Source organism: Klebsiella sp. GG_Kp146 (genome assembly GCF_040061975.1).
GTDB lineage: Bacteria > Pseudomonadota > Gammaproteobacteria > Enterobacterales > Enterobacteriaceae > Klebsiella > Klebsiella quasipneumoniae.
This window is the reverse complement of the sequence record NZ_JBEAHA010000003.1, coordinates 240,061-260,310: the sequence shown is the minus strand read 5'-3', so window position 1 is coordinate 260,310 and position 20,250 is coordinate 240,061. Positions and strand designations below refer to the sequence as shown.

Annotated in this window: 16 protein-coding genes and 1 pseudogene; 9 read left to right on the top strand and 8 right to left on the bottom strand. The window is 60.3% G+C overall.

The window, feature by feature from the left end:
- Positions 1 to 32: 32 nt before the first annotated feature.
- From ABLU95_RS05735 to ABLU95_RS05720, 4 genes and pseudogenes are all read left to right on the top strand, one after another.
- Entirely contained in the window at positions 33 to 884 is an 852-nt protein-coding gene (locus ABLU95_RS05735; protein ID WP_072096569.1) for a transporter substrate-binding domain-containing protein, read from the top strand.
- 77 nt (positions 885 to 961) lie between these two features.
- Entirely contained in the window at positions 962 to 1,579 is a 618-nt protein-coding gene (locus tag ABLU95_RS05730; protein WP_065881607.1) for a glutathione S-transferase family protein, read from the top strand.
- 70 nt (positions 1,580 to 1,649) lie between these two features.
- A complete protein-coding gene (gene pptA / locus ABLU95_RS05725; protein ID WP_004891592.1) occupies positions 1,650 to 1,877 on the top strand; it encodes a tautomerase PptA in 228 nt (75 codons plus the stop codon).
- Between the two features lie 144 nt (positions 1,878 to 2,021).
- Positions 2,022 to 2,198: pseudogene (locus tag ABLU95_RS05720) on the top strand (transcriptional regulator); the annotation flags it as partial.
- Positions 2,199 to 2,258: 60 nt separating this feature from the next.
- Here ABLU95_RS05720 and ABLU95_RS05715 read toward each other — a convergent pair.
- Genes ABLU95_RS05715 through ABLU95_RS05705 form a run of 3 tightly spaced genes read right to left on the bottom strand, consistent with a single transcriptional unit; the run spans position 2,259 to position 6,888 of the window.
- Positions 2,259 to 3,863 (bottom strand): carbohydrate porin, encoded by a 1,605-nt coding sequence (locus tag ABLU95_RS05715; protein WP_048297615.1) that lies wholly within the window; start codon positions 3,861 to 3,863, stop codon positions 2,259 to 2,261.
- A gap of 44 nt (positions 3,864 to 3,907) precedes the next feature.
- Positions 3,908 to 5,290, bottom strand: a complete 1,383-nt coding sequence (locus ABLU95_RS05710; RefSeq protein ID WP_044523481.1) for a glycoside-pentoside-hexuronide (GPH):cation symporter — start codon at positions 5,288 to 5,290, stop codon at positions 3,908 to 3,910.
- A 26-nt stretch (positions 5,291 to 5,316) separates the two neighbouring features.
- On the bottom strand, positions 5,317 to 6,888 hold the full coding sequence (locus ABLU95_RS05705; RefSeq protein ID WP_348879011.1) for a sugar hydrolase: 1,572 nt from the start codon (positions 6,886 to 6,888) through the stop codon (positions 5,317 to 5,319).
- A gap of 203 nt (positions 6,889 to 7,091) precedes the next feature.
- On the opposite strand from ABLU95_RS05705, the gene ABLU95_RS05700 reads away from it, so the two are divergent.
- Complete coding sequence (locus ABLU95_RS05700; RefSeq protein WP_277475720.1) at positions 7,092 to 7,916, top strand: helix-turn-helix domain-containing protein; 825 nt, start codon at positions 7,092 to 7,094, stop codon at positions 7,914 to 7,916.
- Between the two features lie 124 nt (positions 7,917 to 8,040).
- Here the strand turns inward: ABLU95_RS05700 and ABLU95_RS05695 are convergent, their stop codons facing one another.
- Positions 8,041 to 8,622 (bottom strand): flavin reductase family protein, encoded by a 582-nt coding sequence (locus ABLU95_RS05695; RefSeq protein ID WP_048297612.1) that lies wholly within the window; start codon positions 8,620 to 8,622, stop codon positions 8,041 to 8,043.
- A gap of 214 nt (positions 8,623 to 8,836) precedes the next feature.
- Here ABLU95_RS05695 and ABLU95_RS05690 point away from each other — a divergent pair, with 214 nt between their 5' ends.
- From ABLU95_RS05690 to nhoA, 4 genes are all read left to right on the top strand, one after another.
- Positions 8,837 to 9,538 (top strand): ABC transporter ATP-binding protein, encoded by a 702-nt coding sequence (locus ABLU95_RS05690; protein WP_218810942.1) that lies wholly within the window; start codon positions 8,837 to 8,839, stop codon positions 9,536 to 9,538.
- Positions 9,535 to 10,503 carry an ABC transporter substrate-binding protein gene (locus tag ABLU95_RS05685; RefSeq protein ID WP_277475719.1) on the top strand — a complete coding sequence of 323 codons (969 nt, stop codon included), beginning with the start codon at positions 9,535 to 9,537 and terminating at the stop codon, positions 10,501 to 10,503. The genes ABLU95_RS05690 and ABLU95_RS05685 overlap by 4 nt, the downstream gene beginning before the upstream one ends.
- A gap of 55 nt (positions 10,504 to 10,558) precedes the next feature.
- A complete protein-coding gene (locus ABLU95_RS05680) occupies positions 10,559 to 12,214 on the top strand; it encodes an iron ABC transporter permease (protein ID WP_348879009.1) in 1,656 nt (551 codons plus the stop codon).
- A 76-nt stretch (positions 12,215 to 12,290) separates the two neighbouring features.
- Positions 12,291 to 13,136 (top strand): N-hydroxyarylamine O-acetyltransferase, encoded by an 846-nt coding sequence (gene nhoA / locus ABLU95_RS05675; RefSeq protein ID WP_048297608.1) that lies wholly within the window; start codon positions 12,291 to 12,293, stop codon positions 13,134 to 13,136.
- A gap of 433 nt (positions 13,137 to 13,569) precedes the next feature.
- Here nhoA and narI read toward each other — a convergent pair whose 3' ends face one another.
- From narI to ABLU95_RS05655, 4 genes are read right to left on the bottom strand one after another with little or no spacing between them, the layout of a single operon-like run.
- Positions 13,570 to 14,250 carry a respiratory nitrate reductase subunit gamma gene (gene narI / locus ABLU95_RS05670; protein WP_023289864.1) on the bottom strand — a complete coding sequence of 227 codons (681 nt, stop codon included), beginning with the start codon at positions 14,248 to 14,250 and terminating at the stop codon, positions 13,570 to 13,572.
- Complete coding sequence (gene narW, locus ABLU95_RS05665) at positions 14,247 to 14,942, bottom strand: nitrate reductase molybdenum cofactor assembly chaperone (RefSeq protein ID WP_065881624.1); 696 nt, start codon at positions 14,940 to 14,942, stop codon at positions 14,247 to 14,249. The genes narI and narW overlap by 4 nt, the downstream gene beginning before the upstream one ends.
- On the bottom strand, positions 14,942 to 16,486 hold the full coding sequence (narH, locus tag ABLU95_RS05660) for a nitrate reductase subunit beta (protein WP_023289862.1): 1,545 nt from the start codon (positions 16,484 to 16,486) through the stop codon (positions 14,942 to 14,944). The genes narW and narH overlap by 1 nt, the downstream gene beginning before the upstream one ends.
- Positions 16,483 to 20,223: a nitrate reductase subunit alpha gene (locus tag ABLU95_RS05655; protein WP_044523471.1), complete on the bottom strand. Its 3,741-nt coding sequence runs from the start codon at positions 20,221 to 20,223 to the stop codon at positions 16,483 to 16,485. The genes narH and ABLU95_RS05655 overlap by 4 nt, the downstream gene beginning before the upstream one ends.
- Between the last annotated feature and the right edge of the window lie 27 nt (positions 20,224 to 20,250).

The window sequence follows — 20,250 nt, the reverse complement described above, 5'->3', positions numbered from 1 at the left end:
CGATAGCGACCCTTGTATTCAGCGCCCTGGCGCTGGACGCTCACGCGGCGCTGGATCTGCGCGCCAATGAGCAGCCATTGCCGGTCACCCGGGACCCGCAGGCGATAGCGAAAATTCCGCCGGGCTACCGCTTCGTGGAGCCGGGGACGCTGACGGTGGCGATCTCGGCGCTCAATTCGCCACCGCTGGCGCTGCTGGCCAGCGACAACCGCACGCGGATCGGCAGCGACCCGGATATAGCCCGCCTGCTGGCCGGGAGCCTTGGCCTGAAGCTCAGGCTGGTGCCCACCGCGTGGGAGGACTGGCCGCTGGGTATCGCCGCCGGCCGCTACGATGTGGCGCTGATCAATATCGCGGTAACCGAGAAGCGTAAAGAGAAGTTTGATTTTGCGACTTACCGGGTGGACTCTCTGGCCTTTTCGGTGAAATCCACCAGCGACATCGCCGCGGTGCATGGACCCGCAGACCTCGCCGGGCGCAAAGTGATCGTTGGGTCCGGCACCAATCAGGAGCGGATCCTGCTGGGCTGGAATGAGGACAACCGGGCCGCCGGGCGGGCGCCGGCCCAGCCGGTCTACCTGACCGATGATGCATCCGGCAACCTCTATATCCAGTCCGGGCGGGCGGATATTTTTTTCGGCCCGCAGTCGGTGGCCGCCTATAAAGCGGCCCTTAACGGCCAGACCCGGGTGGTAGGCCTCGGGCCGAAAAAAGCCTGGGTGGCGACGACCACTAAAAAAGGCAACGGTCTGGTCTTTGCCCTACAGGCCGCCCTCGACGGGGCGATCGCCCGCGGTGAATATCAACAGGTGCTGGCGCGTTGGGGAGAGCAGGGCGAAGCGGTGGCGCAGTCGGTGGTCAACCCGCCGGGGATCACCTACTAACCGCCAGGGCCAGGGTATGCCGGGTGGGTGAGCGGCAATTTTCTGCCTACACTTAGGCTTTACCCTGGAGGCAGACCATGATTACCGTATATGGCGTGCCGGGATGGGGCTCGACGATTAGCGAGCTGATGCTCTCCCTGGCCGATATTCCCTACGAGGTGGTTGACGTCGAGGGCTTTGACCAGCCCGGCCCGGCGCGCGAGCGCCTGCGGCAGATTAACCCGCTGTGCCAGGTGCCTACCCTGACGCTGGCCGACGGCAGCATCATGACCGAAACCGCCGCCATCGCGCTGATGATCCTCGACCAGCGCCCCGATCTGGCCCCCGCGCCGGGGACGCCGCAGCGTCAGCAGTTTCAGCGTCTGCTGATCTGGCTGGTGGCGAATGTCTATCCCACCTTTACCTATGCCGACTACCCGGAACGCTGGGCGCCCGCCGCGGCGGAGCAGCTGGTGGAAAATTGTCGCCAGTACCGGAACAACCTTTATCTCTGGTTCGAACAGCAGCTGGTCGCCGGGCCATGGGCGCTGGGCGCGTCGGTTACCCTCCTGGACTGCTATATCGCGGCGATGTATAGCTGGGGGCCCAGGCAGGCGTGGTTTAACGCCCATACGCCCAAATTTGCCGCCGTCGCCCTGGCGATCTATCAGCGACCGGAGCTGGCCGCGGCGCTACGACGTAACAAGCTGATTTAACGCACGCGATGCCAACCGCAACCGCCATTCTGTGGTAGCGTTATGGCCTTCACCACAAGGAGTCTTTGCTATGCCGCATGTTGATATTAAATGCTTTCCCCGTGAACTGACTGACGAACAAAAAACCGCGCTGGCCGCCGACATTACCGAGGTGCTGATCCGCCATCTGAACAGTAAAGAGGGCGCGGTCAGCGTCGCGCTCACTCAGGTTGAGCCGGACGCGTGGCAGGCGGTGTGGGACAGCGAGATCGCCCCGCAGATGGCGCAGTTGATTAAGAAGCCGGGTTATAGCATGTAACCCGGCGCCCCGGAGGCGATGCTGCGCATCTGTCCAACGGACAAGGTGCTTTGCGCCGCCTCCGGCAGGGGAATCTCCGGCTACGCACTGAGAGAAACATCATATTCATCTATCCTAAGCGCCAGAGAGCCAACTGAGGTGTATATGAAAGATGAATTGTTTGCCGATCTGCTGGCGAGTGCAGAAGAAATGGTCAGGATCGAGAAAGGTCAACAAATGCCGAAGGAGCAGCACGTTCATACCTTCAGCGAAATTGACGTGAAAGCGATACGTGAAGCCACAGGTTTAAAACAGCAGGACTTTGCAGCGGCCGTAGGCGTTAAGTAACAGCGTGTATTTAAATCAACCCGTCCAGGCGTTTGCCCCGGACGGGCTGCTTTATTAAAACCAAATCTCCGTCTGCACGCCAAAGTTCCAGTTTCCTCCGGCGGTAAAGCCTTTACTGCCGAAATCATCGTTGATCGCATAGCGATCCAGGTCTTTATCCCAATTCATCCACGTGACAAAGAAGCGGATCTCCGGCCTCGCTTTGATATCAAACACATCGCCCACTTTGAACGTCGGGGCGAAGGTCAGCTTGTAAAAATCGCCGCTCACCGCCTGGTATTGATGCACGCCGCTGTCGTAGCGATAGGTTCGGCCGTTGGGATTCAGGTCCATATATTGCCAGGACGCCTCGTATAGCAGGGCGAAGTTGCGGGTGATGCCCTGGGAAACCCGCAGGTTAAAGGTTGCCCAATCGTAGCGGTCGCCATCGCGGTAGCGATCTTCGCTATGCTGGGCGATAACCGATGGTGCAAGCTGCCAGTTTTTCCCCAACGGCAAAATGCCGTAGGACGCAAAACGCAGGGACTTTGCGTTCTCGGTAAGATCGCCATCGCTGCCGGGCTGGCGCGCCTCGGCGCCCAGCCCGCCGCCGTACTGCAGGGCGCTCTCAGATACGCCCGGCGCGAGGCCATAGAATTGCTGTTTGTCGTGATATGCCAGCATCGCGTAGTAGCCGTTTTTCGCCGTATTATCGCTGCGCAGAGCGTAACTGCCGGTGGTCGAGGTATTATCTTTCAGATCATCATTGCCCTGGGCGGTCATCGCCGTGGTCATCAGCTGCCAGTTGTTCCAGAAGTGGTTGGCGGTGAACATCAGGTTCTGTATATCGTTATCCTGGTAGTTATCGCTACCCAGATCGCCGAAGTTACGCGCATAGACCGAGTAATCGCCGCGCAGCGTATCCCCCCACTTCACGTCATTGATCCCGCCGCCGGTACCGCCGAGGAACATAATATCGCTATCGGTAAAGTGGATATCGAAATTATCGCGGTCGAAACGCTTGCCCGCCCAGATGGACGCGCTCCTGAACGGCCCGGAAAAATCGGCGAAATTGCCCATCTCGACGTACAGCTGACGCACGTTCAGGTGGTGGCTGTCGTTATCCTGTACCCATGGATCCGGGTTGGTTGCCCCGTCGGCAAGCATGGTTTTAAAGTGCGCCCATGACCCGTCGCTGAAGGTCATTTTTTTGCCGAAGCTGAGCTCCACGTAGTTATCTTTCTCGTTGCCGAGACGGCCAACGTGGGCATCGCCGTTGAGCGAACTGGCCGGGGAGATTCCCGGCCCGCCGCGCGCGCCTTTACCATGACTGTCAACCAGCATCCCGGAGCGCGCGTAGGCGTTGAACTCGAAGCCATCGCTGAGGCTGCTTTTCGCCAGCTGTTTGTCGGCAGCCTGCTGCTTTTGCTCGGTCGCTGCGGTGCGCTGACTGAGGGTCTGCACCTGCTTTTCCGCTGCCGCCGCGCGTTGTTCCGCGGCGCTGGTGCGCAGCTCCGCCTGCTGCGCCCGACGTTTGGCCTCTCCGGCCTCCTGCTCCGCATGATTAAGCCGGGCCTCCAGCTGCGCCAGCCGTTGTTCGACGGTGAGCGGGGCCGCACTCGCGTCGTAAGCCGAAAAAAGGGCGCAGCAAACCGCTGCGCTAATCAAAGAGATACGCATATCAATCCTTATTTTTTTCAGAGGTATGTAGGGGGTGCTGCGCCTTACAGGGCGTGGTTTTCTCCAGCAACGGGCGATGGGTTCGACGGCGCACGGCGTCCAGCGTCAAGGTCGGCGCGGATCTGCTCGTACTGGTCGTCGAGTCGGTAGAAGCGACCCATCCACAGCATTGAGGCGACAATCAGCAGCGCCGGGATATAGAGGTAGCAGGCTTTTATCGCCAGCATCGCGCCGTCACTTTGCGTCTGATTAGCGATATAACCGCCGGATGAGAGCAGGACCCCGGTAATGGCTCCCGCGCCCGCCATCGCCACCTTGCCAAGAAAGCCGTTGATGGAGGTTAAAATGCCGGCGGTATTGATGCCGGTTTTCCATACTCCGTAATCCACCGGATCGGCTTGCATAGAGAAGTAAATTGCCGTGCGCTGTCCGGCGCCAAGCGAGAGTACGACCGCTCCGGCAACCAGACCCCAGCTGTTAACGCCTGCCGCCATCATCATGACCATGCCGACCAGGTTGATCGCGCTGGCGACCAGATAGACGTGGCGCTTTTTCATCCGGCTGGCGAGCAGCGGAACGGTGAGGGTACCCAGCAGAGGAACGAAGGTGGAGATCCCGGCGACGATCGCCGTGAGATCGTTATTACCGACGTAATAATGGAAGAAGTAGACCAGCGCCCCGGTCTGGAAGAAAAACGCGCCCCACATCAGGAAAATATTGATGGCGAAGACGAACCATGGTTGGTTGGCGCGCAGGCTGACCCAGGCGCGTTTTAAGGTCATGCGCTCCTGAGTAATGCTGATATTTTCCTTAACGTTCCGGAAGCTCACCAGCAGAAAAAAGGTGGCAATAACGCCGAAAACCACCGCCGTATAGAAGAAGCCGTGCTCCTGATTGCCTTTCCCCAGCGCGCCAACCAGCGGCAGCGTGGCGACCGCGACAATAGTCGCGCCGAGCGAGCCGAGCAGAATACGTACCGCCGACAGCGTCGTGCGCTCCCGCGAGTCGTTCGTCAGAAACGGCAGCATGGCGCAGAATGGAATATTAACGAGGGTATAGAGAAACGACAGGCACAGATAGGTGACAAAAGCGTAGATCAGCTTACCGGTGGTGCCGAAATCAGGCACGTAGAAGGCCAGAATACACAGCAGTCCGAAGGGGATCGCGCCAATCAGCAGATACGGACGGCAGCGCCCCCAGCGGGTGGCGGTATTGTCGATAACCAGCCCCATTAGCACGTCGGCAACGCCGTCCACCAGGCGCGTCACGAGGAACATCAGGCCTACGTAATAAGCGGGCAGGCCCATCACGTCGGTGTAAAAGAACATCAGATAAAGAGAGATCATCTGCCACACAAGGTTGCAGGAGAGGTCGGCGATGCCATAGCCAAGGCGCTGCCGCCAAAGGGTAAAGGTTGTTTCTGCCATAAAAGTAAACTCGCTTATCGTTGTTGTTAAAGTCCGTACTGGCGAATAAACCAGGCCGGGGTGCAGCTCCACGCATGGCAATAACTGTTTATCAGCTTGCTGCCATAAGGGGAAAAATCAGGATGCGCCGGGTCGAAGATTTCCCAGAAGGTATCGGCGCCGTAGTCGACCATTGCTCCCCAGTAGGCTTTGATCTGCGCAATAGCGTCGTCGCGCAGCCCGCACTGCAGAAGAGCTGCAATATAGTGGTGACGCAGGTATGGCGTGTTCATGGCGATCGCGGGGGGATTTTGCTCCAGATTATGCATGATCTCCCGGCGCTGCTGAGGAGTACCGACTTCCGCCAGTACCAGCCAGATTTGCGATGCCCATGAGACCTGCCGCTGCTCGCCGCTGATGTAGAAGCCTTGCTGCTCGTCCCATAAGACATCGAGGGCCGCAGCTTTAAGCTGCTGTAAACGCTGGCGATAGCGGACGGCCAGCTCAGGTTCGAAACGCTCCGCCAGCCAGACGGCGCGCTGCAGGCAGTAAATCAGCACGCCCTGCGCTGCAGCCTGTTTATTCAGCGATGCCTGCCAGTCGATAAACACCCACCAGTCGTCGCTATCGCGCACAACCCCGGAGGCGTCGCAGCGTTTCAGCGCCAGTTCAATCTGACGACGGGCCGTGGGCCACAGCTCGCGGGCCGTAGCAATATCCTCCGCGCTTTGCAGATAGTTGTAGAGAACGTCAACAAAAAACAGAGAATAATCAAAAAGAAAGGTATCGTCAGCAATGACATCCGGCTGCACGAACACGTTGGCCGATACCATACCGTCCTCACGAGTATGCCCGGCGAAAAGGTACAGGCAGCGGCGTACTAAATCGTGACGGGCGAAGGTCACATCGTTCACCAGCGCCTGCAAACGTAAATCGCCGAGCCACAGGCGGCGGTCGCGTTTGGGGCCATCCTCAAACACCTCCTGCATGCAGTTTTGCAGAGTCAGAACGGCAACGCTGTCGATGGCCTTGAGCTGCGGGTCGGCGGTTGTCGCTGCCGGGCATGCGCCGCTGGCGGAGGTAACGGCATTCACCTGAATCTGGTTGAACTGCAGACGAAACTTGCGCGACACGGCTTTGACCTCCACCTTCAGATAGCGGAAGCAGTAGCGGCGCGGCAGATCAACGTTGGCCGGCAGGACATCAAGCCACAGATCCTGCTGCTGCAGCCAGCTGCTGCTGAGCCAGCCCTGGTAATCGCTGAACGGTTCACACACCTCGCTCAGCGTTTCGCCGAAGGTGAACTGCAGATGGGCCGGAGCGTCCGGCGGGCTCCCGACGCTCTGACAGAGAAAATGCAGGTAGCCAACAAAGTGGCTGCCAAAATCAATAATGACGCTATCGCCGCTGCTCAGCTCGCGCTGATAAAACGCGGCCAGGGAACTTACCGGCTCAGCGCGCCAGCCAAACAGCGCCGTGGCGTCGGCGTGGGCTTCCACCACGGCGATCGGCGGGTACGCCTGGCGGCATAGCGCGGGCCGGAGCGTCTCGGCGGTGCGTAGAAAATCCGGGTGGCGGGTCATCGAGACCTGAGAATTATGCTGAATTGCCTGTGACATACTGCGTCCTCTGTATTTATTTGTCCGCAGCATAAGATGCCGGCCACGGGGGCAACCACTCTGGCAATGCCAATGCATTTGCCAGATTGGCACTGATAATGAGATGGGCGAGTTGCCGATCACACTTCCAAACATATTGCTCGTGGCGGTCGGGAAAATGCATTATCTTGCCTCTGCGCCGTAAGCCGTTTTGGACTTTACAGATGATGATGTTGACCGTTGAGTATTATTTCACCCATCCGCAGGATAAGCTGGGCATGTATGCCAGCGATCCGGAAGATAATAGCCATGAACATTGTCATGAATTTGCTGAGCTGGTGATCGTTGAGGAAGGGCACGGTTTACACGTTATTAATGGCAGACCACTATATATTCAACAGGGCGACGTTTTTTACGTTCAGCCTGGCGACGTTCATTATTATGATGAGCTGGGGACGCTTAAGTTAATTAATGTGCTGATTAATCCGTTGGTAGGCTTTCATTATTTACAGCCTCTCGATACCTTATTACAGACTTTCTCTGCGCAGAATGCGTCCTGCTACGGTTGGCTGGCGCCGGACACCCGCCATATCTGCAAGGAACTGGTGGATAAGATATTTTCTGCCGAGCTGCGGCAGGAGCAAAATATTGCTCTGCGCGAAGCCGCGTTTTTCCAGCTGGTGACGACGATTCTGCATGCCGAAACCGAAGCCGAATATAGCACCACTAAATATAAGCTGCATAAATTGCTGACCTGGTTACAGGAGCACTGCTTTGAAGAGCATAACTGGCAGCAACTGGCGGAGAAATTCCATCTGACCACGCGTACCGCTTTTCGCCATATTAAAGAGGCGACGGGATTGACGCCGGATAATTATTTAAAGCGTCTGCGATTAGTTTCGGCGCGCGTAAAATTACGCGAGACCGATATGACGATTACCGAAGTGGCCTATCTATGCGGCTTTGCCAACAGTAATCACTTTACCACTTTATATAAAAAGGTTTTTGGCCTGACGCCCAGCGAAGACCGGCGGCGTTTGCAGAGCTAGTTCTCTCCCCGGAGGCGATGCTGCGCATCTGTCCGGGCTACGCGTCTCCAGCGATCTGCGATCCGGTAGCCCGGGCAAGGCGCTGCGCGCCGCCCCCGGGAGAAAGTGCGCAGTAGTTGAATATTTATTCTTCCGGAGTATTGGCCCGCACGTGGCGGCCGCTGGCGACAAAATTGCCGGTTCCCAGATGATGCAGGGTATTGATCTTATCGTCATCGAACTGCCAGCGTCCGGTGACAAATGCGCGCTCATCGGCGGCGGCGGAAACCACTTCGCCAAACAGCGTATCGTACTGCTCCTGGGCCGCCGTCGCCGGCAGCAGACGGCACTCCATCCATGCCAGACACTTCTCCTCGATCAGCGGCAGTCCCAGTTCCGGGCCGCTCACCACCGGAATTCCGTAAGCATTGAATTTGTCTTCATCGCGGCCGCTGACGCTGCCGACCGCGTAGGTCCAGCTGGCGGCGGCCACGCCGGGAACCACGATGCCGAAGGTGCCGTTGCGCTCGATGATTTCCCGCGTCCAGGTGCTTTTATCCACCACGATAGCCACCCGCGGCGGGGCGAATTCCACCGGCATCGACCAGGCGGCGGCCATGACGTTGCGCCGGTCGGACGCAGCGTCGTAGCTGGTGATCAAAATGGTCGGGCCGTGGTTGAGCAGGCGGCTGGCATACTGCAGTTCCACGTGGCGAAAGCGGCTCATAGGCGTTCCTTGAGTAATGGGTCGGTTGGCAGGTAACACGTTAAGCCGCAATGAAAATGTAATCAATACGTCATCTCGTCTGACTATAGTCGCCAGCACAAAGTCCCAAAGAGGATCACAATATGTTGGCTCCCCTGATGTTATCCCAGGTGAGCGCGCCCCGTCGGATGTCGACCGCCGGGCAGGGGTTGCTTTCCCGCAAGGGAGGGCGACAATGCGCGCGCTGACCCCTATCACTCTGCAGGCGGTCTCATTCGCCTTCGCAGAGATCCCCATTCTCGATGGCTTCTCGCTGCATATCGAACCCGGCAGCATTGTGGCGCTGCTGGGCCCGTCCGGCTGCGGCAAAAGCACCTTGCTGCGCCTGCTGGCCGGGCTGAGCGTGCCGGCCAGCGGTGAAATCCGCTTTGGCGATCGGCTGGTCGCCCGCGCAGGATGGGGATTGCCCCCGGAACAGCGCGATATCGGCATGGTTTTCCAGGATTACGCCCTCTGGCCGCATATGAGCGTGGCGCAGAACGTCGCCTTTCCGCTGCGCATGCGCGGCGTTGCCCGCGCCGAACGCGAGCGCCGGGTGAGCGAGGCGCTGGCGCGGGTGGGCCTCCACGGCTTTGCGGAACGTAAACCTTCAGGCCTTTCCGGCGGCCAGCAGCAGCGGGTGGCGCTGGCGCGGGCGATCGTCGCCGCGCCGCGGGTGCTGCTGTTTGATGAGCCGCTATCCAACCTGGACAGCGAACTGCGCGAATCGCTGTGTGGCGAAATGAGCCGCCTGCTGCGACAGCTCGGCACCACCGCCGTGTATGTCACCCACGACCGCCGTGAAGCCGACCTGTTAGCCGACCGGATCGTCCATTTATCCGCGGGCCGCGTGGCCGCTGTCCGCGCCGTTACGCCAACCTCAGGGGAAGTTGCATGAACACCGTTATGACCGTTAAGAAAGGAGTGGTACTCGCGATGGCTCTCTCCGCCATGATGCTCTCCAGCGCCCATGCGCTGACCGTTTACACTGCCGGCCCCGGCTCGCTGGCGAAAAACCTGGCCAGTGGTTTTGAACAACAGACCGGGGTGAAGGTGACCGTTTTCCAGGCCACCACCGGCAAAGTGATGGCCCGTCTGGAGGCCGAGCAGGCCAACCCGCAGGCGGATGTGCTGATCTCCGCTTCATGGGATACCGCGGAGGATCTGCACAACCGGGGCTGGTTGCTGCCTTTTCACAGCGCCAACGCCGACAAGGTACTGGCTAATCTGAAATCGGCGGACTATATCGCCCAGGGAGTCTCGGCGCTTGGCATCGTCTGGAACAGCAAAAGCGGCACTCCGGAGCCGAAAGAGTGGCGCGACCTCACCCAGCCGGCGTTTAAAGACAAGGTGACCACGCCCGACCCGTCGCTCTCCGGCGCGTCGCTGGATCTGTTGATTGGCCTGCAAAACAGCATGGGCGACCAGGCCTGGCAGCTGTTTGACGATCTGAAAAAGAACGGCATGGTGGTCAGCGGCCCCAACGCCCAGGCGGTGACGCCGGTGATGCAGGGGGCGAAAGCGGCGGTGTTCGGCGCGGTGGATTATGTCTCCTACGGCAATATTCAGCAGGGCGAGTCGCTGAAGGTGATTTTCCCGGCCAGCGGGACGGTGATCGCCCCGCGCCCGATGATGATCCTCAAAACCAGCCAGCATGCCGACGAGGCCAAAGCCTTTATCGATTACGTGCTGTCGCCGGAAGGTCAGGCGCGGGTCGCCGACGCCTGGCTGATGCCCGCTCGCCGCGATGTGGCCGCCAAACGCCCGCTGCTGGAAGCGCTGAAGGTCTTGCCCACCAGCGGCGAGGGGAGTAGCGAGCGTAGCGCCGTCCTCAGCCGCTTCAGTCAGCTGTATGCCCACTAATTGACACGGTTCTCCGGCGCTGGCCGCCGGAGAACGCTTCGTTTCAGGAACCGCTGTGAAACAAAAATTCCTTTCCGGCGTGACGCTTGCCGCCCTGACGCTGCTGGTCGCGTTACCGCTGTTGTTTATTCTGCTGCAGGCGATTTTTCCCCATTTTAGCGCCGGTTCGCTCCATGACGCCTTTGGCGGTGTCTCGCCGCTGCTGGCCGACCCCCAGCTGCCGTCGATGCTCGGCGGTACGCTGTGGATTGCCGGCGGCGTGGCGGTGGCCAGCGTGATGATCGGCCTGCCGCTCGGTATTCTGCGCGGTATGTTTTCGTTGCCGCTGCCCCGGCTGTGGGACCTGCTGTTTTTGATCCCCTTTCTGACGCCGCCCTATATCTCGGCGCTCTCGTGGATGCTGGCTCTGCAAAGCCAGGGCTATCTGCAGCAGCTGACTGGCTGGCAGCTAAACGATCTGCTGTTCAGCCGCAGCGGGATCGTGCTGGTGATGACCTTTAACATTTTTCCGGTGGTTTACTTTGCCGTCTCCCGCAGCCTGCTGGCGAGCGGGCAACGGCTGGCGATGGTCGCCCGGGTCCATGGCGCCAGCGCCTGGCGCGGCTTCTGGCACGTGACGCTGCCGATGCTCTCCCCGGCGCTGGCGGCGGGGATGCTGCTGGCCTTTACTCTCGCCATCGAGGAGTTTGGCGTCCCGGCGGCGCTGGGCAGTCGGGCGGGAGTAGTGATGCTGACGGTGGGCATTGAGAAAAAGCTGGCCGACTGGCCGGTGGATCTCACCGGCGCTGCGCTGCTGTCGCTGCTGCTGATGGCGGTGGCGTTGTTCGCCTGGTGGCTGCAAACGCGGCTGGTGGGGGAGAAGGAGGTCACCAGCGTCACCGGTAAACCGGGAGAAAACCGCGGAGCGTCGCTGGGCTGGATGACGCTGCCCGCGCTGCTGGTGATGGCGGCCGTCGGCGGCCTGGCGGTCGGGGTCCCCGCCGTCTCGATGATGCTCACCAGCCTGATGGGCACCCTCTCGGGCGGGGTGAGCCTGGAGAATGTCACGCTGCGTCACTTCGCGGCGCTGTTCGACCAGCAGGGCGACGCCCTGTCGGCCCTCGGCGTCAGCCTGTCGCTGGCGTTAGGTTCGGCGCTGATCGTCGGCGCGCTGGGGCTGCTGGCCGCCTGGCTGGTAATGGTGCAGAAGATCAAAGGGCGCGGGGTGGTGGATGCGCTGTCGCTGATGCCGGCGGCGCTGCCCGGCGTGGTGGTGGGGGTGGGATTGATCCTGCTGTGGAATCAGCCCTTCTGGCCGTGCTCGCCCTACAACACGCTGTGGATGCTGCTGCTCTCCTATTGCTGCCTGCTGCTGCCCTGGCCGGTGCGCTATGTCGGCAGCGCGCTGCGCCAGCTGGGCCCGAACCTTGAGCCCGCCGCCCGGGTGCACGGCGCGTCGCCGCTGCGGGCGCTGCGGTTGATTGTCCTGCCGCTGGTCTTTCCGGCGCTGCTGGCGGCGATGCTGATGGTGTTTGCGGTGGCGTCCCGGGAGCTGGTGACCTCGCTGCTGCTGTCGCCCGCCGGCACGCAGACCGTGGCGGTGTTTATCTGGCGCCAGTTTGAACAGGGATCCGTTGGTCAGGGCATGGCGATGGCCAGCCTGACGCTGTTGACCGGTCTGGTCCTGATGCTGACGGCGCTGGCGCTGATGCAGCGCAGCACGCGCGGTTAACGGCAAGCGCACAAAAAAGAGGGTCGGTGCGGAAAAATAGGCTATAAATGTCGGACACCTACAGCTGGAGACCCTGATGAGTCCCTTTTTACGCGCCTATTTTTCCCGTCTGGGCTGGACGGGCGAACCTGAAGTTTCCATTGATACCTTGCGCCAACTGCATCTGCAGCATAACAGCGCCATCCCCTTTGAAAACCTCGACGTCCTGCTGCCGCGCGAGATCCATCTTGACGACCTGGCGCTGGAAGAGAAGCTGATCGCCGGCCGCCGCGGGGGATATTGTTTTGAACAAAATGGCCTGCTGGAGCGCGCGCTGCGCGAAATAGGCTTTAACGTTCGCAGCCTGCTTGGCCGGGTGGTGCTGGCCAATCCGCCGCAGATGCCGCCGCGCACTCACCGTTTATTGCTGGTGGAAGTGGCGGGCGAGCGCTGGGTAGCCGACGTTGGCTTCGGCGGCCAGACGCTGACCGCGCCGATCAAGCTGCTGGCCGATATCCCGCAGCAGACGCCGCACGGCAGCTATCGTCTGGTGCATGAAGGGGATGAGTGGACGCTGCAGTTCAACCATCACGAACACTGGCAGTCGATGTACCATTTCGATTTAGGCCGCCAGTATGCGTCTGATTATGTGATGGGTAACTTCTGGTCGGCGCACTGGCCGCAGTCCCACTTCCGTCACCACCTGCTGATGTGCCGTCATCTGCCTGACGGCGGCAAAATGACCCTCACCAATTTCCACTTTACCCACTGGGAGAATAACCACGTGGTGGAGAAGGTCGATTTTGCCGATGTCTCCGCGCTGTACGAAGGGTTGCAGACCCGCTTCGGCCTCGGCGTGGACGATCCTAAACATGGCTTCAGCGAAGCGGCGCTGGCGGCGGTGATGGCGGCGTTCGATACCCATCCGGAAGCCGGGAAGTAAATCTCCTCATGCCCGGCGGCGCTGCGCCTGCGCGGGCCTACGGGGTATGAGCCCTGTGAGAGGGTCCTGTAGGCCGGGTAAGGCGACAGCCGCCACCCGGCGAAATTACAGGTACCGCGCCTGATATCTTGCCCGGCGGCGCTGCGCCTGCGCGGGCCTACGGGGGATGAGCCTGTGAGAGGGCCCTGTAGGCCGGGTAAGGCGACAGCCGCCACCCGGCGAAATTACAGGTACCGTGCCTGATATCTTGCCCGGCGGCGCTGCGCTTGCGCGGGCCTACGGGGTCTGAGCCTGTGAGAGGGCCCTGTAGGCCGGGTAAGGCGACAGCCGCCACCCGGCATAACGGCTGGAGCCCGGGCCGATAACTACCCGGACTCGCGCGAAGGCCGCGTCCGGGCTACCGGTTAGGATGAATAATAACAGCCGCCAGCGCTCAGCGTCGGGAGCGCACCACCTGGTAGCGGCGGGTGAAATACTCCACCGGCGCGCTCCAGACGTGAACCAGACGGGTGAACGGGAAGATCAGGAAGATGGTCATCCCCAGCACCAGGTGGACGCGGTAAATCCAGGCCACGCCGTCCAGATGCGCCGAGGCGCCGCCGTGGAAGGTGACCACCGCCTGCGCCCAGTCCACCAGCTTGAGCATTTCGCTGCCGTCCGGATGCTGGGCGGAGAAGGGGATCGTCGTCAGCCCCAGCGCGCACTGAATCAGCAAAATGCACAGGATCAGAATATCTGCCGTGGTGGAGGTGGCGCGAATGCGCGGGTTGGTCAGGCGGCGCGCCAGCAAGCCGATGCCGCCCACCAGGGTGAGCACCCCGCACACGCCGCCGAGGATCATCGCCATCAGCTGCTTCTGCGACATCGGCAGGAACCACGAGTAGACCCAGTGCGGGGTCAGCATGCCAAAGAGATGGCCGAAAAAAATGCCGAGAATGCCGATATGAAACAAGTTCGACCATAGCACCATCCCGCGTTTATCCAGCATCTGGCTGGAAGACGCGCGCCAGGTATACTGCCCATAGTCGTAGCGTAGCCAGCTGCCGAGCAGAAACACGGCGCCGCAAAGGTAAGGATAGATATCGTAAAAGAAGACGTTCAGATACTGGATCATTTCGGGCCTCCGGCGCGGATGTCGACGTACAGCGGCGCCACATCCTGGCTAAAGCGTCGTTGATAAGCTTGCATAGGCGAGCTGTCGCAAGCGGTCGCATTATCTTCAATAAACTTCACCTGCTCTTCTTCCCACACTTCGTCCAGCGCCTGACAGGTATCGTCGCGCTTTTCTCCCGCCACCTGTTTGGTGACACTGTCACTGGTGAGCGGGCTTTTTGCCAGCGCCAGCAGGGCGTCAAACAGTTGATAATACGAGCATTCTCGTTGCTTCAGGCGGCCGCCGATCAGCGCCAGAATCGGCGCGATATTCTGCAGCCCTTCGCGGGCGTCGGCGAGGGGTAAAATACTGAGATACTCCAGATACAGCGGCAGATAGTCGGGCAGTTCACGGCAATCGATCAGCAGACCTGCCTGCTGATACTGATTCATCAGGTCCACCATCGCCTGGCCACGGTCGCGGGACTCAGCATGCACATGTTCAAACAGCAGCAGCGAGGTGGCGCGCCCTCGCTCGAACACCTCGCACCAGTCGGCCTGGCGATCCAACAGCGGCGCCGCCAGCAGCTCCCCGACAAAGGGCGTCAGGGATGGGATATCGGCGCTGACCAGCGCCAGGGCTTCGTCGCGGTTCTCCCACAGCACCTCGTCGGGATACTCCAGCAGCAGACCGAGCACTTTCAGGATCCGCATCACTCTCCCTCCCCATGCTTACGCACGCCGCTGACGTCGATGGCGTCAATCCGCCGGCTGTTAAACAGGTTGAATTTCGTATCTGACCCGTGGCAGCCGTCGCCGAAGGTAAAGCCGCAGCCGTTGCGTTCCGGGAAGGCATCCTCCGCCAGTTCGCGATGGCTGGTGGGGATCACGAAGCGGTCTTCGTAGTTGGCGATCGCCAGATAGCGATACATCTCTTCGACCTGCTCAACGCTGAGTCCCACCTCTTCAATTGCCCGGGTATCGGTCACGCCCTCGACGGTTTGCGAGCGCTTGTAGTGGCGCATCGCCATCATCCGTTTCAGCGCGCGCAATACCGGCCCGGTATCCCCGGCGCTCAACAGGTTCGCCAGGTACTGGACCGGAATGCGCAGGCTCTCCACCGCCGGCAGGATGGCGCCGTTGTTGGGCAGGCCGCCGGCGTCGGCAACCGACTGGATCGGCGACAGGGGCGGCACATACCAGACCATCGGCAGGGTGCGATACTCCGGATGCAGCGGCAGGGCCAGTTTCCAGTCCATCGCCAGCTTATAGACCGGCGATTTCTGCGCCGCCTCAATGACATTGTGGGGGATGCCTTGTTTTAACGCTTCCTCGATGACCGCCGGATCGTTTGGATTAAGGAATACCTCGCACTGGCGCTCATAGAGGTCGGTTTCATGCTCGGCGCTGGCAGCCTCTTCGATACGGTCGGCGTCATACAGCAAGACGCCGAGATAGCGGATGCGCCCGACGCAGGTTTCGGAGCACACCGTTGGCTGCCCGGACTCAATGCGCGGATAGCAGAAGATGCATTTTTCCGACTTACCGCTCTTCCAGTTAAAGTAGATTTTTTTATATGGACAGCCGCTGATGCACATCCGCCAGCCGCGGCATTTGTCCTGGTCTATCAGCACGATGCCATCTTCCTCACGCTTGTAGATGGCGCCGCTCGGGCAGGTGGCCACGCAGCTCGGGTTGAGGCAGTGCTCGCACAGGCGCGGGAGGTACATCATAAAGGTGTTTTCGAACTGGCCGTACATCTCTTTCTGCATGGCTTCGAAGTTACGGTCGCGGGCGCGTTTCTCGAACTCACCGCCGAGCAGTTCCTCCCAGTTCGGGCCCCAGTCAATTTTATCCATCCGCTCGCCGCTGATCAGCGAGCGAGGGCGGGCGGTAGGCAGATATTTTCCCTCCGGCGCGTTGTGCAGATGCTGGTAATCGTAGGTGAAAGGTTCGTAGTAATCGTCAATCGCCGGCAGCACCGGGTTGGCGAATATCTTGGACAGCACGCTAACCCGATTGCCGAGGCGGGGCGTCAGTTTACCGCTGATGCCGCGGATCCAGCCGCCTTGCCACTGCTCCTGGTCTTCCCAGTTTTTTGGGTAGCCAATGCCCGGTTTGGTTTCCACATTATTGAACCACGCGTACTCCATGCCCTCCCGGCTGCTCCAGACGTTTTTACAGGTGACCGAGCAGGTGTGACAGCCGATGCATTTGTCCAGATTCAGCACCATTCCAACCTGAGAACGGATTTTCATTTTTTCGCCTCCTGTACCTGATCGCGACCTTCGTCATCCAGCCAGGCAATATTTTTCATTTTGCGGATCATGATGAACTCGTCGCGGTTGGAGCCGACGGTGCCGTAGTAGTTAAAGCCATAGGCCAGCTGGGCGTAGCCGCCGATCATGTGCGTCGGCTTCGGGCAGACGCGGGTGACGGAGTTATGAATGCCGCCGCGGCGGCCGGTCACTTCCGAACCCGGGATATTCATAATCCGCTCCTGAGCGTGATACATCATGGTCATCCCCGGCGGCACGCGCTGGCTCACCACCGCCCGGGCGGTGAGGGCGCCGTTGGCGTTGAACGCTTCAATCCAGTCGTTATCTTCAATGCCCAGCTCTCTGGCGTCAGTTTCACTGAGCCAGACGATCGGCCCGCCGCGCGACAGCGTCAGCATCAGCAGGTTTTCGCTGTATGTGGAGTGGATCCCCCATTTCTGGTGCGGGGTCAGGAAGTTCAGCGCTTTCTCCGGAAAACCGTTCGGCGGCACGGCCTTCATCTGGCTGACGCTGCGGGTATCAATGGGCGGGCGATAAGCCACCAGGCTTTCGCCAAAAGCCCGCATCCACGGATGGTCCTGATACAGCTGTTGCCGCCCGGAGAGGGTGCGCCACGGGATCAGTTCGTGCACGTTGGTATAACCGGCGTTGTAGGAGACGTGCTCGCTTTCCAGTCCGGACCACGTTGGGCTGGAGATGATCTTGCGCGGCTGCGCCTGAATATCGCGGAAGCGGATCTTCTCATCCTCTTTATTCAGCGCCAGATGAGTGTGGTCGCGACCGGTAAATTCTCCCAGCGCCTGCCAGGCTTTCACCGCCACCTGGCCGTTGGTTTCCGGCGCGAGGCTGAGAATAACTTCGGAGGCGTCAATGGCGCTGTCGATCCGCGGCCGGCCTTTGGCCGGACCGTCCTGCTTGAGGTAGTTAAGCTTGCCGAGGAAATCGACTTCGCTTTGCGTATTCCACGAGATGCCTTTCCCGCCGTTGCCAAGCTTATCGAGCAGCGGCCCGAGAGAGGTGAAGCGTTCCCAGGTGGCGGGATAGTCGCGCTCCACCAGGGCAATCGACGGAGCGGTTTTCCCGGGGATCAGATCGCATTCGCCCTTGCGCCAGTCAAGCACCTCGAACGGCTGCGCCAGCTCAGCCGGAGAGTCATGCTGCAGCGGGACCAGCACCACGTCGGTCTCTTTCCCGAGATGGCCGACGCAGACCTGCGAGAAGGATTTGGCGATATCTTTGTAAATCTCCCAGTCACTCTTTGCCTCCCACGCCGGGTCGACGGCGGCGGAAAGCGGGTGGATAAACGGATGCATATCCGAGGTGTTCATATCGTCTTTTTCGTACCAGGTGGCGGTCGGTAGAACAATATCGGAAAAGAGACAGGTACTGGACATGCGGAAATCCAGCGTCACCAGCAGGTCGAGTTTGCCCTCGATAGCCGCCGTCTGCCACTCGACTTCCTCAGGTTTCACCTCATCGCTGGCGCCCAGTTCATCCCCCTGAATACCGCTGTCGGTCCCGAGCAGGTATTTCAACATGTACTCATGCCCCTTACCGGACGATCCCAGCAGGTTAGAGCGCCAGATAAACAGGTTCCGCGGATGGTTTTTGCCGCTGTCCGGCTGCTCGGCGGCAAAGCGGATCTCGCCGGATTTTAGCGACCGCACCGTGAACTCCGAGGGCGATAGCCCGGCGGCCTCGGCCTGCTGCTTGATGGTCAGCGGGTTGACGTTGAGCTGTGGCGCAGAAGGCAACCAGCCCATCCGTTCCGCGCGGACGTTGAAGTCGATAAGGCTGCCGCTAAATTTGCTGGCGTCGGCCAGCGGCGACAACAGCTCCTGCGCGGTCAGTTTTTCATAGCGCCACTGGCTGGCGTGATTGTAGAAATAGGAGGTGCTGTTCATTTGCCGCGGCGGGCGGTTCCAGTCCAGCGCGAACGCCAGCGGCAGCCAGCCGGTCTGTGGGCGCAGCTTCTCCTGGCCGACATAGTGCGACCAGCCGCCGCCGCTCTGGCCGACGCAGCCGCAGAACACCAGCAGGTTAATCATCCCCCGGTAGTTCATATCCATGTGGTACCAGTGGTTTACCCCGGCGCCGAGGATAATCATCGAACGGCCATGGGTTTTATGCGCCGTATCGGCGAACTCGCGGGCGATTTGTTCGATATGCTGGCGCGGCACGCCGGTGATCTGCTCCGCCCACGCCGGGGTATAGGCTTTAACCTCGGCGAAATCTTTCGCCGCATTGACATCATCAAGCCCTCGGTCCAGGCCGTAGTTAGCCAGAATCAGGTCATATACGCTGACCACCAGGCCGCTTTCGCCACTGGCCAGCGTCAGCTGTTTCACCGGGAGCGGATGAAGGGTTACCGGTGCCTGCGGCACGCTGCGGAAATGCGGGTTTTCATTGCCGCCGAAGTAGGGGAAGGCGACTGACGCCACGCTGTCGCGAATATCCAGCAGAGACAGCGTGAGCTCCACCGTTTTGCCGTCAGCCAGCGGTTCGAGATTCCATTTCCCTTTTTCGCCCCAGCGAAAGCCGATGGAACCGTTTGGCGCAACCAGTTCGCCGTCGGCGGTGCAGGCGACGGTTTTCCATTCCGGGTTATTCGTTTCGCCCAGTCCATCCAGCAGGTCGGAGGCGCGCAGCATGCGGCCTGGCACATAGCTGCCATCGTCGCGCGGCTCAAGCATCACCAGCATCGGCATGTCGGTATAGGTGCGGCAGTAGTTAAGAAAGTAATCGCTCGGGTTATCAAGGTGGAAGGCTTTGAGGATGACGTGGCCCATGGCCATCGCCAGCGCGCTGTCGGTACCTTGCTTCGGCGCCAGCCAGTGGTCGCACAGTTTGGCCACTTCCGAATAGTCCGGGGTGATGGCGATGGTTTTGGTGCCTTTGTAGCGTACTTCGGTGAAGAAGTGGGCATCCGGGGTCCGGGTCTGCGGCACGTTGGAGCCCCAGGCGATAATGTAGCTGGCGTTGTACCAGTCGGCGGATTCCGGCACGTCGGTCTGCTCGCCCCAGGTCATTGGCGAGGCCGGGGGCAGATCGCAGTACCAGTCGTAGAAGCTGAGGCAGGTGCCGCCGATAAGGGATAAATAGCGGGTACCCGCCGCGTAGGAGACCATCGACATCGCCGGGATCGGCGAGAACCCGGCGACACGGTCCGGGCCGTAGTGTTTGATGGTCCAGACGTTGGCGGCGGCGATGAGCTGATTCAGCTCTTTCCAGCTGGAGCGGACAAAGCCGCCTTTGCCGCGCGCCGCTTTATAGCTGGTGGTTTTGGCCGGATCCTGCATGATGCTATCCCAGGCCTGCACCGGGTCGGGAAACTGCGCCAGTGCTTCGCGCCACAACGCAATCAGCCGTTTACGCGCCAGCGGGTACTTCAGACGGTTGGCGCTATAGAGATACCAGGAGTAGCTGGCGCCTCGCGGGCAGCCGCGTGGTTCATGGTTCGGCAGATCCGGGCGGGTACGCGGATAATCGGTCTGCTGGGTTTCCCAGGTCACCAGACCGTTTTTGACATAAATTTTCCAGCTGCAGGAGCCGGTGCAATTCACGCCGTGGGTGGAGCGGACAATTTTGTCGAACTGCCAGCGTTGACGGTAGCTGTCTTCCCAGTCACGGTTGTTGTTGTAGACCTGACCGTGGCCGTTGGCAAAGGTTTCGCCTTTCTGCTTAAAGTAGCGAAAGCGATCCAGTAGTTTACTCATGACATTTCTCCTGCTCCGATAAAGTCC

What these genes read in the sequence shown, in the direction of transcription:
- ABLU95_RS05695 (WP_048297612.1), bottom strand. Translation starts at nt 8,622, where the DNA reads ATGAGCCGCTTTCGCCACGTGGAACTGCAGTATGCCAGCCGCCTGCTC.
- pptA (WP_004891592.1), top strand. Translation starts at nt 1,650, where the DNA reads ATGCCGCATGTTGATATTAAATGCTTTCCCCGTGAACTGACTGACGAA.
- ABLU95_RS05710 (WP_044523481.1), bottom strand. Translation starts at nt 5,290, where the DNA reads ATGGCAGAAACAACCTTTACCCTTTGGCGGCAGCGCCTTGGCTATGGC.
- ABLU95_RS05700 (WP_277475720.1), top strand. Translation starts at nt 7,092, where the DNA reads ATGATGATGTTGACCGTTGAGTATTATTTCACCCATCCGCAGGATAAG.
- narH (WP_023289862.1), bottom strand. Translation starts at nt 16,486, where the DNA reads ATGAAAATCCGTTCTCAGGTTGGAATGGTGCTGAATCTGGACAAATGC.
- nhoA (WP_048297608.1), top strand. Translation starts at nt 12,291, where the DNA reads ATGAGTCCCTTTTTACGCGCCTATTTTTCCCGTCTGGGCTGGACGGGC.
- narW (WP_065881624.1), bottom strand. Translation starts at nt 14,942, where the DNA reads ATGCGGATCCTGAAAGTGCTCGGTCTGCTGCTGGAGTATCCCGACGAG.
- ABLU95_RS05715 (WP_048297615.1), bottom strand. Translation starts at nt 3,863, where the DNA reads ATGCGTATCTCTTTGATTAGCGCAGCGGTTTGCTGCGCCCTTTTTTCG.
- ABLU95_RS05655 (WP_044523471.1), bottom strand. Translation starts at nt 20,223, where the DNA reads ATGAGTAAACTACTGGATCGCTTTCGCTACTTTAAGCAGAAAGGCGAA.
- ABLU95_RS05690 (WP_218810942.1), top strand. Translation starts at nt 8,837, where the DNA reads ATGCGCGCGCTGACCCCTATCACTCTGCAGGCGGTCTCATTCGCCTTC.
- ABLU95_RS05730 (WP_065881607.1), top strand. Translation starts at nt 962, where the DNA reads ATGATTACCGTATATGGCGTGCCGGGATGGGGCTCGACGATTAGCGAG.
- ABLU95_RS05685 (WP_277475719.1), top strand. Translation starts at nt 9,535, where the DNA reads ATGAACACCGTTATGACCGTTAAGAAAGGAGTGGTACTCGCGATGGCT.
- ABLU95_RS05705 (WP_348879011.1), bottom strand. Translation starts at nt 6,888, where the DNA reads ATGTCACAGGCAATTCAGCATAATTCTCAGGTCTCGATGACCCGCCAC.
- narI (WP_023289864.1), bottom strand. Translation starts at nt 14,250, where the DNA reads ATGATCCAGTATCTGAACGTCTTCTTTTACGATATCTATCCTTACCTT.